This window comes from Corynebacterium sputi DSM 45148 (assembly GCF_000427865.1).
Classification (GTDB): Bacteria; Actinomycetota; Actinomycetes; order Mycobacteriales; family Mycobacteriaceae; genus Corynebacterium; species Corynebacterium sputi.
Genome location: NZ_ATYV01000001.1, coordinates 200,571 through 214,870 on the forward strand (window position 1 = coordinate 200,571; position 14,300 = coordinate 214,870).

Sequence of the window (14,300 nt, forward strand, 5' to 3'; positions counted from 1 at the left end):
TGCAATAATAGACCGAATGGACACGAAGGTTGATTACGGTGCGCGCCCTGATTTCGCCGCCTACGTGCGGTCGCTCGGAGCGACGGCCGCACGTGATCTTTTCCATGCCGTTTTCCCGGGGCGCTCACTTCCTGCTGAGCGCGACGTCATTATTGAGTTGCTCACTACCGACGAGGCGGCATACGCGGCGCTGATCGATCTGACTCCGGACGTTTTGGCCGTGGTCGGCATGGTGCACGTCCTGGAGGATTCGGCGTCGGTGGATCGCCTCATTCGTGTTGGCGTGATGGCCAGCGAAATGGACACCTTCCCGCACGAGACCGACCGGATCCCCTCCGGGCAGCGCACCCCGCCGACGGAGGACGAAGTCAGCGCTCTGCTGAATAAAGCTCGTGAACGTGGTGTGGCGTGGGAGGAACCTGCCGGTGTGTGGCACGTGCCTACTCACGTGGCCAAGTTCCTGCCGAAGGACTCCACACTCGCGACTCCGGTGGAGTCGCTGGTGCGATACGGGGACCCCGTAGAGCTTCACGACGCCATGGTCCGCGCCGGCATCCTCGACGAACCTCGCTTCCCTGAGGATGCGTTCGGGGTCGAGGCACAAACCTCGCTTTTCGACGCTGACTCGCACCTGGCAGAGCTGCGCGATTTTTTGTGTGATCCTCGTCGAGTCAGGGCGTTGGTGGGAACTGCACCGCACCCGGTGCGTCGGGAGCTGCTTCTCTTTGCTGGTGAAGGGATCTACCTGCCCAGTGATGAATGGTCCGTGCGGCGAACCGAAGCGGTGCGCTGGGCGAAGGATCGCCTGTTGGTGGTGGAGTTCGATTCGGGACACGACAATGGATCAACGCACGCTTCGATGGTCTCTCCGGCAGCACTTGCGTTGAAACTGGGAGGGAATCTGATCCCTCGGCAGCATCAGATTGAGTCGCGGGCAGCGTTGGAGGGAACGGAGTCGTTGACGGCGAGGGCGTCATCGGCGGTGGTCGTTGCTGATGCAGTCATGGAGCGGTGGGCCGGCAGCGGTTTCCTCACTCCCGGTCCTGGTGCTTCCGATGAGGCCCGGATGACCCTGCAGGGTTTTGAGGGCGCTGTTGCAGTCGGTGATTTTGCTGCGCACATTGGCGCAGATGAGAACACGGTCTTTGAGGTTTTCGGCATGCTCGCCTCGGTCGGGTTGATCGATGGGTTGACCGGTCAGCCGACTGCCCGCGCGATGGCTCGGTGGTTTACCGCCTCTGCGAAGGAGCGGTGGGCGTGGCTGGCCACCGGATGGTTGCGTGGACCGGACCGCTGGCAGACCGATATGAATGGTGATGACGAAGATTGGACGCTGTCGGAGGAAGCCCTCGCGACAATCATGCGTCGGTCGAAGCATCACCTCGTTGGGCTCGCTGCCTCACTCAAGGACGAAGAAATGCTGTACCCGTGCTGCATCGACAATGAACTTCAGTGGAACTGCGGTGCTGCCCTAGAGAACTTCGATGCAGTGTGGGGAACGATCCTGCAGCAGGTGCTTCGCGGAGCACGAGTCCTCGGTGTCTTTACCGATGGCATCTCCGGTGCGCCAGCACGGCATATTGCCTCGGCACTGGCAGAGGCTTGGTTTACCGGCCAGCAATTGCAGGCCGATGAAACCGCACGCCTCATCGCGGAGCAGGAGTACCTGGAAGACCCGTTCGTCGTGGTCTCTGATTCGGCTGTGTTGCGGACCGCAAAGAATGCACTGAACCCAGAGCGTATGGAGATCGTCGCCCAGGTTCGTGGAGTGCCGTCCGGGCTGGTTCCGGAAGTGCTCGGTGCTATCGGTTTCCGGGAACACACCGGTTCCCGATCGACCTGGCTAATCGACGAGGACTCCCTCATGGGCGCCATTCGCGGTGGAGCGAAAGCCTCAGAGATCATCGGTTCCTTGGAGGAGATCGGCGCCTCCGGTGGAGCAGTGAAGCTGCTGAAGCAGCGGATCACGTCGCTCGGTGAGGCGGTTCGCTTGGACTCTGAGTTCACCGTTCTGGACGCCGAACCTCAGGTTCCTGTTCCGCCGGCTCCGTCTCCGGTGTGGGAGGAGGCGGATGAGGATGAGGACGTCGGGAAGCCTCTGGAAGAGATCGATGGCCAGTATTCGTTGTGGGACGACCTGGTGGATGAGTCCGCGACCGAGCCCCTCGAAGAGGGGTATCCGGGGGAGTTGCCGGGGCAGTTGTCCATCTTCGATTCCGGTGATGAAGACTAGGCCTGAGCGGCGGATTTCCCGTGCAATGCAACTGATTTCAGCAAGGGTATGAATGTATCATTGTTGTTTCGGTTAACTACGGATAGCCTCTCGCATAGTCGCAGGGATGTGACTCAACGCACTCTCTCTGAGGAGGATATCCATGACCGTGTACGCGAAGCCGGGTACTGAAGGCAGCATCGTCGAGTTCCGTGAGAGCTACGACAACTGGATCGGCGGAGAGTTCGTACCGCCAGTGGACGGGCAGTACTTCGACAACGTCAGCCCCGTCGATGGACAGGTATTCACGCGTATTGCTCGCAGCACCGCAGGTGACGTGGAACTGGCGCTGGACGCAGCCCACAAGGCCGCACCGGCCTGGGGCAAGACCTCTCCGGCGGAGCGCCAGGCGGTCTTGCTGAAGATCGCGGACAAGCTTGAGGAGAACCTCGAGGCGTTCGCGGTTGCAGAGACCTGGGACAACGGCAAGCCGGTCCGAGAGACCCTTGCTGCTGACCTGCCGCTGGCAGTGGATCACTACCGGTACTTCGCTTCGGCAGTGCGCACCCAGGAAGGCCGGCTGTCGCAGATCGACGACGACACCGTCGCCTACCACTTCCATGAGCCGCTGGGCGTGGTCGGCCAGATCATTCCCTGGAACTTCCCGCTGCTGATGGCGGCGTGGAAGCTTGCGCCGGCTCTTGCTGCCGGTAACTGCATCGTGCTCAAGCCCGCCGAGCAGACGCCGGCAACGATCCTGCTGTTCATGGAACTGCTGGCCGATGTGCTGCCGCCGGGTGTGGTCAACGTGGTCAATGGTTTCGGTCATGAGGCTGGCGCCGCGCTGACCGGTTCGGACCGCATCTCAAAGCTGGCCTTCACCGGTTCCACCGAGATCGGCAAGGTCATCGCCAAGGCTGCTGCGGACAAGATCATCCCGGTGACCTTGGAGCTCGGCGGTAAGTCCCCGAACGTGTTTTTCAAGTCGATCATGCAGGAAGATGACAACTTCCGGGCCAAGGCTGTGGAAGGCTTGGCGATGTTCGCGCTGAACCAGGGCGAGATTTGTACGTGCCCGTCGCGTGCGCTGGTGCAGGAGGATATTGCCGATGAGTTCATCGACCTGGCAGTAGCTCGGGTGAAGTCCATCAAGCGAGGCAATCCGCTGGACACCGACACGATGGTTGGTGCGCAGGCCTCGCAGGAGCAGATGGATAAGATCTCCGGATTCTTGGAGTCCGGTCCGGCCGAGGGGGCAGAGTTGCTCACCGGCGGCAAGATCGACAAGGTCGATGGCCTGGACGGCGGCTTCTACATTGAGCCGACGATCTTCCGAGGTGATCAGTCGATGAACATCTTCCAGGAAGAGATCTTCGGCCCAGTGCTGTCGCTGACCACGTTCAAGGACTACGACGACGCGATGCGTATGGCGAACGACACCCAATACGGTCTCGGTGCCGGAGTGTGGACCCGTGACACCAATGAGGTATACCGGGCAGGTCGGGAGATCCAGTCCGGTCGCGTGTGGGTGAACTGCTATCACCAGTACCCGGCGCATGCGGCGTTTGGTGGTTACAAGAAGTCCGGCGTTGGCCGCGAGAACCACCTGATGATGCTGTCGCACTACCAGCAGACCAAGAACATGCTGGTGAGCTACTCCTCGGACCCGACCGGTCTGTTCTAAGAAGCCCCAGTAACAGCAATGCCCCCACCTGGTGATCATCACCGGATGGGGGCATTTTTCGTGCGGGGAGGAGCTAGCCGTTCAGCGAGACAACCTCGTCGACGACCTTGTTGAGCTGCTCGACCTGAGCATCGGACGGCTCGAAGGCGCCATCGGCGAACTCAGCGCCGAGGTCGATCTCCACGGCCTGCTCGGCAGCCTTCATGTTCAGGTTGCCCACGATGTCGCGCCAGTGCTTCACGGCACGAGCACCCTTGTGGAAGCCGTAGCCAACGAAGCCAACGGGCTTTCCGGTCCACTCGACGAAGAGGAGGTCAACAGCGTTCTTAAACGCGGCCGGGGGAGCAGCGTTGTACTCAGGGGTAACGAAGATGAACGCGTCGACATCCTTGATGGCAGCGGCCCAGCGGGTGGTCTTCTCGTTCTCGTAAACACCGTCTGCGGCACCGGGCATGGTCGGCTCGTTGAGTAGGTCCAGGTCGTAGTCGGCGACGCGGAGGTCGACCAGTTCCACGTCGTCGCGGTCAGTGAGGGTGGCGTTTACCCAGTCTCCGACGCTGGTTCCTGCGTTTCCGGGGCGCGTGGTTCCGGTGATGATGCCGAGCTTCATGTGGGTCTCCTTGAGTTCGTATCGCGGTCCCAATCATTCTGCCTGATCGGAACTTGATGATGTATCAACAACTCTAGACCTGGATAGACATCTTTGCAACACTGAATCGTGAAATGGCAGGTCAACGCATAGCGTCGGCGCGATTTCTGCGGTTGGTGGCGGCGGTGAAGTAAACCAGACCGATCAGGCCGAGGGCCCACGGAATTGTCAGCGCGATCCAGGCGAAGCGGAAATCCGTCCACGTGTAGTCGCCGGTGGCGGAGGAGAAGTCTAACAGCAATCCGATGCCCATTGCTGAGGCCATGGCAGAGAGGAACCCTCCCATGTTGGCTAGGCCAGTAGCGGTAGCGAGGACCCGTCGGTCCAGTTCTTCCCGCACGGTGTCGAAAGCCAGGTTTGCCATGGTGCAGGCCGATCCCATCACTAGGACCACCACGAGCAGGAACGTCAGGCTGCGCGGGGTGTCAGACAGGAAGAAGGCGACCCATAGCGCCAACTGAATTACGGCGCTGGCCATTGCGAGGTAGGTGCGTCGTCGGCCGAGCCGGGAGGAGAGGTAACCGGTGAGAGGTCCGGTAAACACCATCGCGAGAGTGCCGGCAACCAGGACAGTGCCGGCGGTAGTCGCGGACAACCCCATGCCGAGGTTCATCATCGGCAGACCCCACAACATCATGAAGACCGCAGTGCCGATCATTCCCACATAGTGGGTAAAAAAGCCCTGCCAGCATGCAGGATGCTCTACGACGACCCCAAGCGTCCCCCGCAGACCTATCTTCGGGGAGGAGGACTCATCGCGCGTGGAGCAATCGGGGCTATCTGCGACTAGGGCGACTGCCAGCAAGGCAACGACAAATCCGGATCCACCGAGCACTGCGAATGCGGGCGTCCAACCGCTGGCGTGCAGGAAGATGAGGAATGGAACCGCAGAGATGACTTGCCCCAACTGGCCGATGCCAGCGGTGAGCTGGGTGAAAAGCGGTGCGATGCGAATTGGGAACCAGTTCGGCAGCAGCCGCATCGCGGAGAGGAACGCACCAGCGTCGCCAAGCCCGATCAGAACCCGGGCGCCGATGGCTAGCGGGTAGGACTCAGTGAACGCCAGCAGTAGCTGACCGGAGCCCATGATGACGGCTCCGCAGGTCATGATGGCCCTCGGGCCGAACTTATCGATCAGCAGTCCGGTGGGAACCTGCGCCAGTGCATAGACGCACAACTGGACCGCCACGAAAACGGCCAGACGAGAGGCGTCGACAGAAAAGCGGTCCATCGCGTCAACGCCAGCAACTCCGAAAGACGTACGGCTGGTGATCGCGAAGACATACGTGATCAGGGCGGCTGACCACACGACAAGAGCGCGGGTCGTCACCTGTTGACGCGGATCCGGGGCAGGGGTTCTCGATGGATTGGCGGACATCACCAGGGAGAGTGTAAGCCTGGCTACCGGTGTTCGTTCCGCAGCCCCGTGGCACAGGCCTGCAGATTAAGCGTTACTGCAGATGAAAGCCTTTTTCAGGTATGCGTGCACCCCGGCAATGGGCCTATTGTGTGCACATGGAACAGACACACGGGCACGGGGATGGCCACGACCACGAACACAAGCACGGGCTGTTCGACTCGCATGACCACGATCACTCCAACACGTCCGTGATCCGTATCGCTATCGCCCTGGGTCTGACCGCGACAATTATGGTCGCTCAGATTATCGGTGGTGTGATCTCCGGTTCGCTGGCGCTGCTGGCGGACTCGGCGCACATGGCCAGTGACGCGCTGGGTCTTGTCATTGCTTTGGTGGCGGCCTGGGTTGGCATGAAACCTGCGACGAAGCGTGCCTCCTATGGCTTCCGTCGAACCGAAGTGATCGGCGCTCTGTTCAACGCAGTCTTGGTTGGAGCGGCTGCTCTGTGGATCCTCTTCGAGGCCGCCCAGCGTTGGCAGGAGCCGGCGGAGGTGATGTCCGGTCCCGTGATTGTCATCGCGATCATCGGTTTGTTTGCGAATCTGGTGTCGGCCTGGGTACTCGCCGGTGGCGATCGCACCAACATGAATATGCGGGCGGCCCTGCTGCACGTGATGATCGATGCACTGGGCTCGGTCGGTGTGCTCGTCTCTGCGCTGGTCGTTTACCTCACCGGTTTCCAGCGAGCGGACACCATCGCCGCGGTGCTCATCGCATTCCTCGTGGTCCCGCAGGTAGTTAACCTCATCCGGATGGCAATGCGGGTGCTGCTGGAACAGGTTCCGCCGGGATTGGATCCTGCGGAGATCACCGAATGGATGGAACAGGCAGACGGGGTTATTGACGTCCACGATCTGCACGTCTGGTCCATCCACGGAACGGACGCAGTGCTCACCGCCCACGTCACCGTCGAAGACGGAACGGACCTGGAGAGCGGATGCAGCATTCTCTGCCGACTTCAGTCAGGTCTGGAGGAGCGCTACGGCGTCGACCACGCCACCTTGCAGCTCGAATCCGCCAGCCACCGTGACCATGAGATCAGTTGCTGACGGATCCAGGTACTGCTGCGGTTACTGCTTCTTCAGTACTTCGGCAATGAAGTCTGCGATGATCTCGCGGGAAATCTTCACGTCGAGGACAATGACACCTTCGGGCTGAGCTGCCAGTTCCTTCTCCACCAGATCGAAGTCCTCGGGGGACTCGATGGTGATGCCACGGGCGCCGAAGCCTCGGCCCAGGGCTGCAAAGTCCACATCGGGGATCAGCATGGAGCCGGTGTCTAGGCCCTCATTGCGGAATTGGTGCAGCTCCGCGCCATAAGCTGCATCATTCATCACGATGACCGCGCCACGTCGCGCGGTGCGGATAAATGTCTCGGCATCTGCAATGGCCATGAGGCCGCCGCCGTCGCCGGTGACGAGGACGGTGAAATCACTCGGGCGAGCTGCGGTCACACCAACGGCAGAGGGGAAGCCCAATCCGATCGTCTGGATCGCAGTGCCGACGATTACTTGAGACTGCGGGCAGGGGCTCTCCAGATAGAGCGGCACCCAACCAAGGAAGTGGCCGCCATCGGTGGTGACTGCACGGTCGGTCGGCAGGATCTCGTTCAGGCGGCGCATGACGCCACGCGGGTCCAGACGCCCATCCGGGCCGTAGTCGTTGAACAGATCCGGCATCGTCTCACGGTCCTCAGCAGCCGGGACGGCTGTGAGGGAGTCGCGCCAGGAGGAGAGGGGAACGTCGGGAAGCAAAGCGGTAAGGCGGGGGAGCACGTCGCGAAGGTCGCCACTGACACGCAGGTCACTGCGCTGAGATGCAGGATGCTTCTCGACGTCCACGTGCACAACCGTCGCATCCGGACGCACCAGATTGCCGCCACGGAACTGGAACTGGTTCCAGGACGCACCCAGGATGAGGACGGTGTCCGCCTGCTGGGTGATCTCGACGTACGAGGGGTGCGTGAACCCACCGGCGGTACCGAGAGACCACGGCGTGTCGATGACATTGCGTGCCATCGCCGAGTGCATGTGTAGCGCGCCGAGACGGTCGCCAAGATCGCGAACCTGACCGGAGGTGTCCGAGAGCACCACGCCACGGCCGGAGATGATGAGCGTGCGCTTCGAGGCACGCAAAATCCCTGCGGCGGCCTCCACGTCTGCATCCGAGGCGTGGGGCGGGGGGTTGAAATGCGCCGTTGTCGCCGAGGTGGTGGACATCTCCGAGCCGGAGAACACGGTCTCGTCTGCTGTGACGGTGGCGGTCTGAATGTCGAACGGGAGGTTCACGACGACCGGGACACGGTTCTTCTCTGCCAGATCGAACGCGGCATCCATGTCGGCCAGCACCGTCTCCGGGGAGACAGTGATGAGATCGATACCAAGAGCCTTGACCATGCCGGCCTGATCCAGGTCGAAGGGGCGCGGGCCGCGGGTCGGCGCGGAACCGGTTACGTACACCAGCGGAATACGGGCGGCGCGAGCCTCAGCCAGAGCGGTGATGGTGTTGGTGAAGCCAGCTCCACACGTAGTGGTGGCTACAGCAATTCCGCCGCCGGCCCGGTAAAAGGCATCGGCGGCGGTGACTGCGGCAACTTCGTGACGGGTGGAGGTATACGGAAACTCTGCCGCTGTCAGAAAGCTGACGACATGGCTGTTCGCGTTACCCACCAGACCGAAGACATGGTCCGCACGGGCCATGATCGCTTGGGCGATGGCCGTGGAGACAGTCGTGGTGATGGTCGGGGAGTAGTGCACGTGGGGTCCTTCCGCGGAGGGATGCGACAATTCAGCAGCGTCAGATGAGCAGCTTCTTTCCTACAAGATCGTTATCGTAGCGTGATCTGTTTCATTTGGGACCCCACATCCGCAGAAAACTTTGGGGTGGGAGAACGTAGGACAGTGGTCGGCATGAACGCGCGAACGAACTGGGAATTTAGTTCGCGCAGGTTATGGCGATTTCCTGCCTGGCTACACCCGAAATTCTGCGTTCGATCCGTCCGAGGGGGTGTCGGGGGTGATCCTGGTTACTTCTTCCAGATCACACGGGTGAGGCGTCCAGACGCGGCTCACGCGATGGTGTTATCGCCAGCCGCGGCTTCGTTTGCTACGGTCATCGGCACGGCCTGGTCCGGTCGGCCGTGCACCTGTGGAGCCCCACCCCCGCACGACTTCCGACCGCTAAGAGGGAATCCGGTGTGAATCCGGAACTGACCCGCAACGGTATCCGTCAACAGACGGGAGTCCGATTACCTGCCAGCCGGGGCCGCCACAGATGTGGTGGCCGGCCATCTCGCCTCGTGGAATCGGGCAGACGGTCCGGACACATGGGGCACCGGTCACGTGTATCTCCCGGATGACGTCTGCCTTGGGCAGGTGGTTCGTCATCAACTTGAATGGGGATAACCATGACCACGACCTTCACCACAACGGTGCTTGGTACACCGCGTATCGGACCGAACCGCGAACTCAAGCGAGCAGTCGAAGACTTCTGGGCAGGACGCACCGGGATCGAAGCTGTACTTGAGGTCCGCAACGACCTTCGAACTGCTTCCCGACGTTCCCTCCTCGACGCCGGACACGACTCCATCCCGGTGGGAACTCACTCTCTGTACGACCACTTCTTGGATTCCGTTGCACTTTTCGGAGGCTACGCACCACGCCACCGTGCGGCGGCTGCTGGAAGTGCACATCCGGAGTGGACGTCTTACTTCGCAGCTGCCCGCGGCACTGCCTCGGTTCCGCCGCTGGAAATGACCAAGTGGTTCGACACGAACTACCACAACCTGGTGCCAGAATTCGGCGCACACACTGAGTTCTCGCTGCATGCAACGGACCTGCTGGACGAGGTCCGCGAGGCTGTCGCCGAGGGAATCCCGGCACGTCCGGTCATCGTCGGTCCGCTGACCCTGCTGCTGTTGGCCAAGCCGACCCAGGGTGGCTTCCGGACCCTCTCACTGCTTAATCAGCTCTTGCCCCTGTACGTGGAACTGCTGGCGAAACTGAAGGCTGCTGGCGCCGAGTGGGTCCAGATCGATGAGCCGATTCTCGTCCAGGACCGCACCGTTGAGGAGCTCTCTGCCGCCGAGCGGATCTTCACTGACCTGGCAGCTGCGACCGATCGCCCGTCGATCCTCGTGGCTACCTACTTCGAAGGCGCGCACGAGTCACTGAACGTACTGGCAGAGGCTCCGGTTGAGGGCGTTGCCCTGGACTTCGTTGCCGGTCCCGTGCCGACCTCACTTCCGGCCGGCTTCGGCTCGAAGCTGCTGGTCGCCGGTGTCGTCGACGGCCGCAATATCTGGCGCACGGACCTGGAGGCCGCTCTGCAGACCCTGGAGGGACTGCGCGACCAGGTTGGTTCGCTGGCTGTCTCGACCTCGTGCTCGCTTCTGCACGTGCCGTATTCGCTGGCACCGGAGAAGGAGATCCTCGAGGATGAACTCCTCGCCGCCCGTCTGGCATTTGGTGAGGAGAAGATCGGTGAGGTTGCAGCACTAGGCGCAGCCATCGCTGGCGGTTCGCTGGACCCGCAGGAAGTCGCACTGTCCCGCGCGGCCATCGATGCTGCACAGGCTGATCCGCGAGTGACGGTGGGGGATGTGCGTGATCGCGTCGGGAAGCTGGTTGATTCCGACTCCCGTCGTCCGGCTTTTGCGCAGCGTTTCGCTACTCAGTCCGAGGCGCACCCGCTGCCGGCGGTGCCGACCACGACGATCGGTTCCTTCCCGCAGACCCCGCAGATTCGCGTTGCTCGCGCTGACCTGCGCAATGGCACCATCGACGAGGCCGAGTACAAGGCCCGGATGCGTGCTGAAATCGACTCGGTCATCGCACTGCAGGAAGAGATCGGCCTGGACGTGCTGGTCCATGGCGAGCCTGAGCGCAATGACATGGTTCAGTACTTCGCTGAGCAGCTCACCGGCTACGCCGCGACTGTCAACGGATGGGTGCAGTCCTATGGTTCCCGGTGTGTCCGGCCGCCGCTGCTGTTCGGTGACGTCTCCCGTCCCAAGCCGATGACCCTGGAGTGGGCACAATATGCCCAGTCCCTCACTCCGAAGCCGGTCAAGGGCATGCTGACCGGTCCGGTAACCATGCTCTCGTGGGCATTCGTCCGCTCCGATATTCCGCTGCCGAGCGTTGCAGACCAGGTTGCCCTCGCCATTCGTGACGAGGTCGTTGATCTGGAATCCGCTGGCATCTCGATCGTCCAGGTCGACGAGGCTGCTCTGCGTGAACTGCTTCCGCTGCGTGAGGCAGACCAGCGGGCGTACCTCGACTGGTCAGTGCGGTCATTCCGGCTGGCCACCTCCGGGGTCGCCGATGTGACGCAGATCCACACACACATGTGTTACTCCGAGTTCGGCGACCTGATCGACGCTGTCGCCGATCTGGACGCTGATGTCACCTCCATTGAGGCTGCCCGTTCGGACATGGAGGTCATCGAGGACCTGGAGGCTATCGGCTTCGAGCTGGGCGTCGGCCCAGGCATCTACGACATCCACTCGCCGCGAGTGCCGTCGGTCAGTGAGATGGCTGATGCACTCCGCCTGGCAGCCCGTCGCGTCCCCGGCGAGCGACTGTGGGCTAACCCGGACTGCGGTCTAAAGACCCGTAAGCACGAGGAATCCACCCCGGCGCTGAAGAACCTGGTCGAAGCCGCGAAGATCGTCCGCGCGGAACTAGCAGAGAAGGTGGCCGTCACGACCTAACTACCCGACGGCGGCCCCACGTCCATCCTGGCTTGACCACCCACTGATCAGGCGGAGACACAGGATGACGTGGGGTTTTGTCATGCCCTGGCGCAGGTAGACTCGCGGGCTCACCGGAGGAAAGGCCCCACGATGAAAGAGTTCGACTATTCACTTGATTTCTCGGAGATCGATTTTCGAGAACGCCCGGACCTCTACCGAGTCGGTCGTGGTGAGCAGGGCGTATTGAAGGTCGAGCCATACAAGTCGGAAATCCTCCCGCACTGGCGCTTCGCGGATCCGGAAAAGGCCACGGCATCGAGTGAAAAGATTTCTTCGCTTTTCGACGCCTACCTCGACTCCAACGACTTCGTCGGTGCGGACATGGCCCGAAAATTCCTGCAGATGGGCTACACCCGAGCGCGGCGGTACGCCAACCACGCCGGAGGGAAGAAATACGAAGGCGCAGTTCCTGACGACAAGAGAGGCCAGAGCGGCGCCCACGGCAGGGCAGAGAAACCTCGGCAGCCGGAGGATCCAGTGAAGGCTGAATCAGCTCGCATCTTCAAGGAAGCGTGGGACAGAGCGGCGGCTGACGAGCGTTACTTGGAAATGAAAAAGAAGCACCGGGCCGAGCACGAACAGTGATGGCCAACACAGCCACGGCCGGGTTTGTTACGTTCAGGATCACCAAAGAACACTGTTCGTCTCCCGCGAGGTTACTTATAGAAAATCCTCAGTGACTGTAGAGGTGATCGGCGTAATCTCTGGCCCATGGACCCACTTCTTCGAGCAAGCATTGAGGAAATCAACAAGATCGACCCGTACGGATTCTTCGCCGGCGCGGCCGAAAACCCGGACGCGCCGTGGGATGAGTACGCACCGGAGGCCAAGGACTTCCTGCTACACATGCGGCAGCACGGGCCCATCGATATCGCGGCCTTGGACGTCATCTGGAACAAGTGGTTCGGCAGCCCCGGCGATCCCGTCACGGTGACCAAACTGGTCGGTGAAGAGCGGGCGGAAGTACTAGTAGACCGCCTGAATAAGGTGTGGGGAGAGGCTCACAAGTAGTTCTCGGGTGAGCCCCGCCGCGGCCCTAGAGGTCTAAGCTTCGACGATGTTGTCCGTGATGAAGTTCTTCACCACGTCCAGATCGTTCGGGAGCGCCTCCACACGCATGTCAGTGTCGAGGATGTCCTTGAAACGCTCGGGCACCTCCGGCTCGCCGCCGGTGGCCTCGCGGATGGTGTCAGCGAACTTCACCGGCAGTGCGGTCTCCAGGCAGATGATGGGGGAGTTGACCTTGTCGCGCAGATCGCGGGCGGCCTTCACGCCGTCGGCGGTGTGCGGGTCGATCATGACGCCGAGGCGCTCCCAGCAATCGCGGATCGTGGAGACGCGATCGGCATGGGTCGAAGTCCCCGACAGGAATCCGTGCTGGGAAGCGGCGGAGGGGAAGGTGGGGTCGTCGGAAAGCGAGAAGCCACCGTCCTTAACCTGAGTGCCAAAGAGATCCGCGGTGCGCTCTGCATCGCGACCCAGCAGATCGAAGATGAACCGCTCGAAGTTGGATGCCTTGGAAATGTCCATTGACGGGCTGGAGGTCTCCATCGTCTCCGCGGAGGTGCGCACGCGGTAGTCGCCGGTGCGGAAGAACTCGTCGAGGACGTCATTCTCATTGGTGGCGACAATGAGGCGGTCGATCGGCACACCCATGGACTTGGCGATGTGGCCGGCGCAGACGTCGCCGAAGTTGCCCGTCGGGACGCTGAAGCTGACCTTCTGGTCATTGGACTCAGTGATGCGGATCCAGCTGGAGACGTAGTACACAACCTGGGCCATCAAGCGGGCCCAGTTGATGGAGTTGACCGTGCCGATGCGGTTCTTCTTCTTGAAGTCCAGGTCTGCAGAGACACCCTTGACGATGTCCTGGCAGTCATCGAAGACACCGGAGAGAGCGATGTTGTGGATGTTCTCATCGAGAAGTCCGAACATCTGCGCCTGCTGGAACGGGGTCATGCGGCCGGCGGGAGTCAGCATGAATACGGAGATGCCATCGCGGCCACGCATGGCGTATTCGGCGGAGGAGCCAGTGTCACCGGAGGTGGCGCCCAGGATGTTGAGGGTCTCGCCGCGACGGGAAAGCTCGTATTCGAAGAGCTCACCGAGGAGCTGCATCGCCATGTCCTTGAACGCGGCGGTGGGGCCCTCGGAGAGGTGTCCGATGTAGAGGCCGTCCTCGAGCTCGGTGACTGGGACGATATCTTCGCTGGAGAACTTCGGGTACGTGTACGCGCGTGCCGCGATGGCCTTGAGGTCGTCGACCGGAATGTCATCGACGAACAACTGGAGAATCTCGCCAGCCAGGGCCGCATAGCCTTCCTCGGCGAGCACGCCGCGCCAGCGGGTCAGCGTGTCGTCGTCAAGCTGCGGGTAGTCCGCAGGGAGGTAAAGGCCGCCGTCCGGAGCAAGTCCACCGAGGAGGATGTCCGAGAAGGAGGCACGGGTGCCCTTGGGGTCGCGCGTCGAGATGTAGTCCACGATTGTCCAGTCTAACGGGTGGGCTGATGGTGGGCACATCCAGTAGGCTATTTCCTGCAGAAGCGCAATGAACCACATAGGGGGTTTTGTGAAAGACGC

At 61.7% G+C, this 14,300-nt stretch carries 10 protein-coding genes and 1 riboswitch; of the genes, 6 read left to right on the forward strand and 4 right to left on the reverse strand.

Annotation, left to right across the window (positions count from 1 at the left end):
- Positions 1 to 16 precede the first annotated feature (16 nt).
- Complete coding sequence (locus YWU_RS0101025; protein WP_027019013.1) at positions 17 to 2,233, forward strand: hypothetical protein; 2,217 nt, start codon at positions 17 to 19, stop codon at positions 2,231 to 2,233.
- Between the two features lie 142 nt (positions 2,234 to 2,375).
- Positions 2,376 to 3,896, forward strand: a complete 1,521-nt coding sequence (exaC, locus tag YWU_RS0101030; protein ID WP_027019014.1) for an acetaldehyde dehydrogenase ExaC — start codon at positions 2,376 to 2,378, stop codon at positions 3,894 to 3,896.
- Positions 3,897 to 3,969: 73 nt separating this feature from the next.
- Here the strand turns inward: exaC and YWU_RS0101035 are convergent, their stop codons facing one another.
- Together YWU_RS0101035 and YWU_RS14375 are read right to left on the reverse strand one after the other, a co-directional pair.
- Positions 3,970 to 4,506, reverse strand: coding sequence for an NADPH-dependent FMN reductase (locus YWU_RS0101035; protein ID WP_027019015.1), 537 nt, complete (start codon positions 4,504 to 4,506; stop codon positions 3,970 to 3,972).
- Between the two features lie 121 nt (positions 4,507 to 4,627).
- Positions 4,628 to 5,923: an MFS transporter gene (locus tag YWU_RS14375; protein ID WP_051259858.1), complete on the reverse strand. Its 1,296-nt coding sequence runs from the start codon at positions 5,921 to 5,923 to the stop codon at positions 4,628 to 4,630.
- 137 nt (positions 5,924 to 6,060) lie between these two features.
- Between YWU_RS14375 and YWU_RS0101045 the strand changes: the two genes are divergently transcribed.
- A complete protein-coding gene (locus YWU_RS0101045) occupies positions 6,061 to 7,014 on the forward strand; it encodes a cation diffusion facilitator family transporter (protein WP_027019016.1) in 954 nt (317 codons plus the stop codon).
- Positions 7,015 to 7,035: 21 nt separating this feature from the next.
- Here YWU_RS0101045 and YWU_RS0101050 read toward each other — a convergent pair whose 3' ends face one another.
- Entirely contained in the window at positions 7,036 to 8,721 is a 1,686-nt protein-coding gene (locus YWU_RS0101050; RefSeq protein WP_027019017.1) for a thiamine pyrophosphate-binding protein, read from the reverse strand.
- Between the two features lie 357 nt (positions 8,722 to 9,078).
- A riboswitch (cobalamin riboswitch) is annotated at positions 9,079 to 9,238 on the forward strand.
- A gap of 133 nt (positions 9,239 to 9,371) precedes the next feature.
- Here YWU_RS0101050 and metE point away from each other — a divergent pair.
- From metE to YWU_RS14380, 3 genes are all read left to right on the forward strand, one after another.
- Complete coding sequence (gene metE / locus YWU_RS0101055) at positions 9,372 to 11,678, forward strand: 5-methyltetrahydropteroyltriglutamate--homocysteine S-methyltransferase (protein ID WP_027019018.1); 2,307 nt, start codon at positions 9,372 to 9,374, stop codon at positions 11,676 to 11,678.
- 132 nt (positions 11,679 to 11,810) lie between these two features.
- The gene (locus YWU_RS0101060) at positions 11,811 to 12,305 is read left to right on the forward strand and encodes a DUF4385 domain-containing protein (RefSeq protein WP_027019019.1); all 495 of its coding nucleotides are present in this window, start codon (positions 11,811 to 11,813) and stop codon (positions 12,303 to 12,305) included.
- 126 nt (positions 12,306 to 12,431) lie between these two features.
- The gene (locus YWU_RS14380; protein ID WP_034646544.1) at positions 12,432 to 12,731 is read left to right on the forward strand and encodes a hypothetical protein; all 300 of its coding nucleotides are present in this window, start codon (positions 12,432 to 12,434) and stop codon (positions 12,729 to 12,731) included.
- Positions 12,732 to 12,764: 33 nt separating this feature from the next.
- On the opposite strand, the gene thrC is transcribed toward YWU_RS14380, so the two are convergent.
- Complete coding sequence (gene thrC / locus YWU_RS0101070) at positions 12,765 to 14,201, reverse strand: threonine synthase (protein ID WP_027019020.1); 1,437 nt, start codon at positions 14,199 to 14,201, stop codon at positions 12,765 to 12,767.
- Between the last annotated feature and the right edge of the window lie 99 nt (positions 14,202 to 14,300).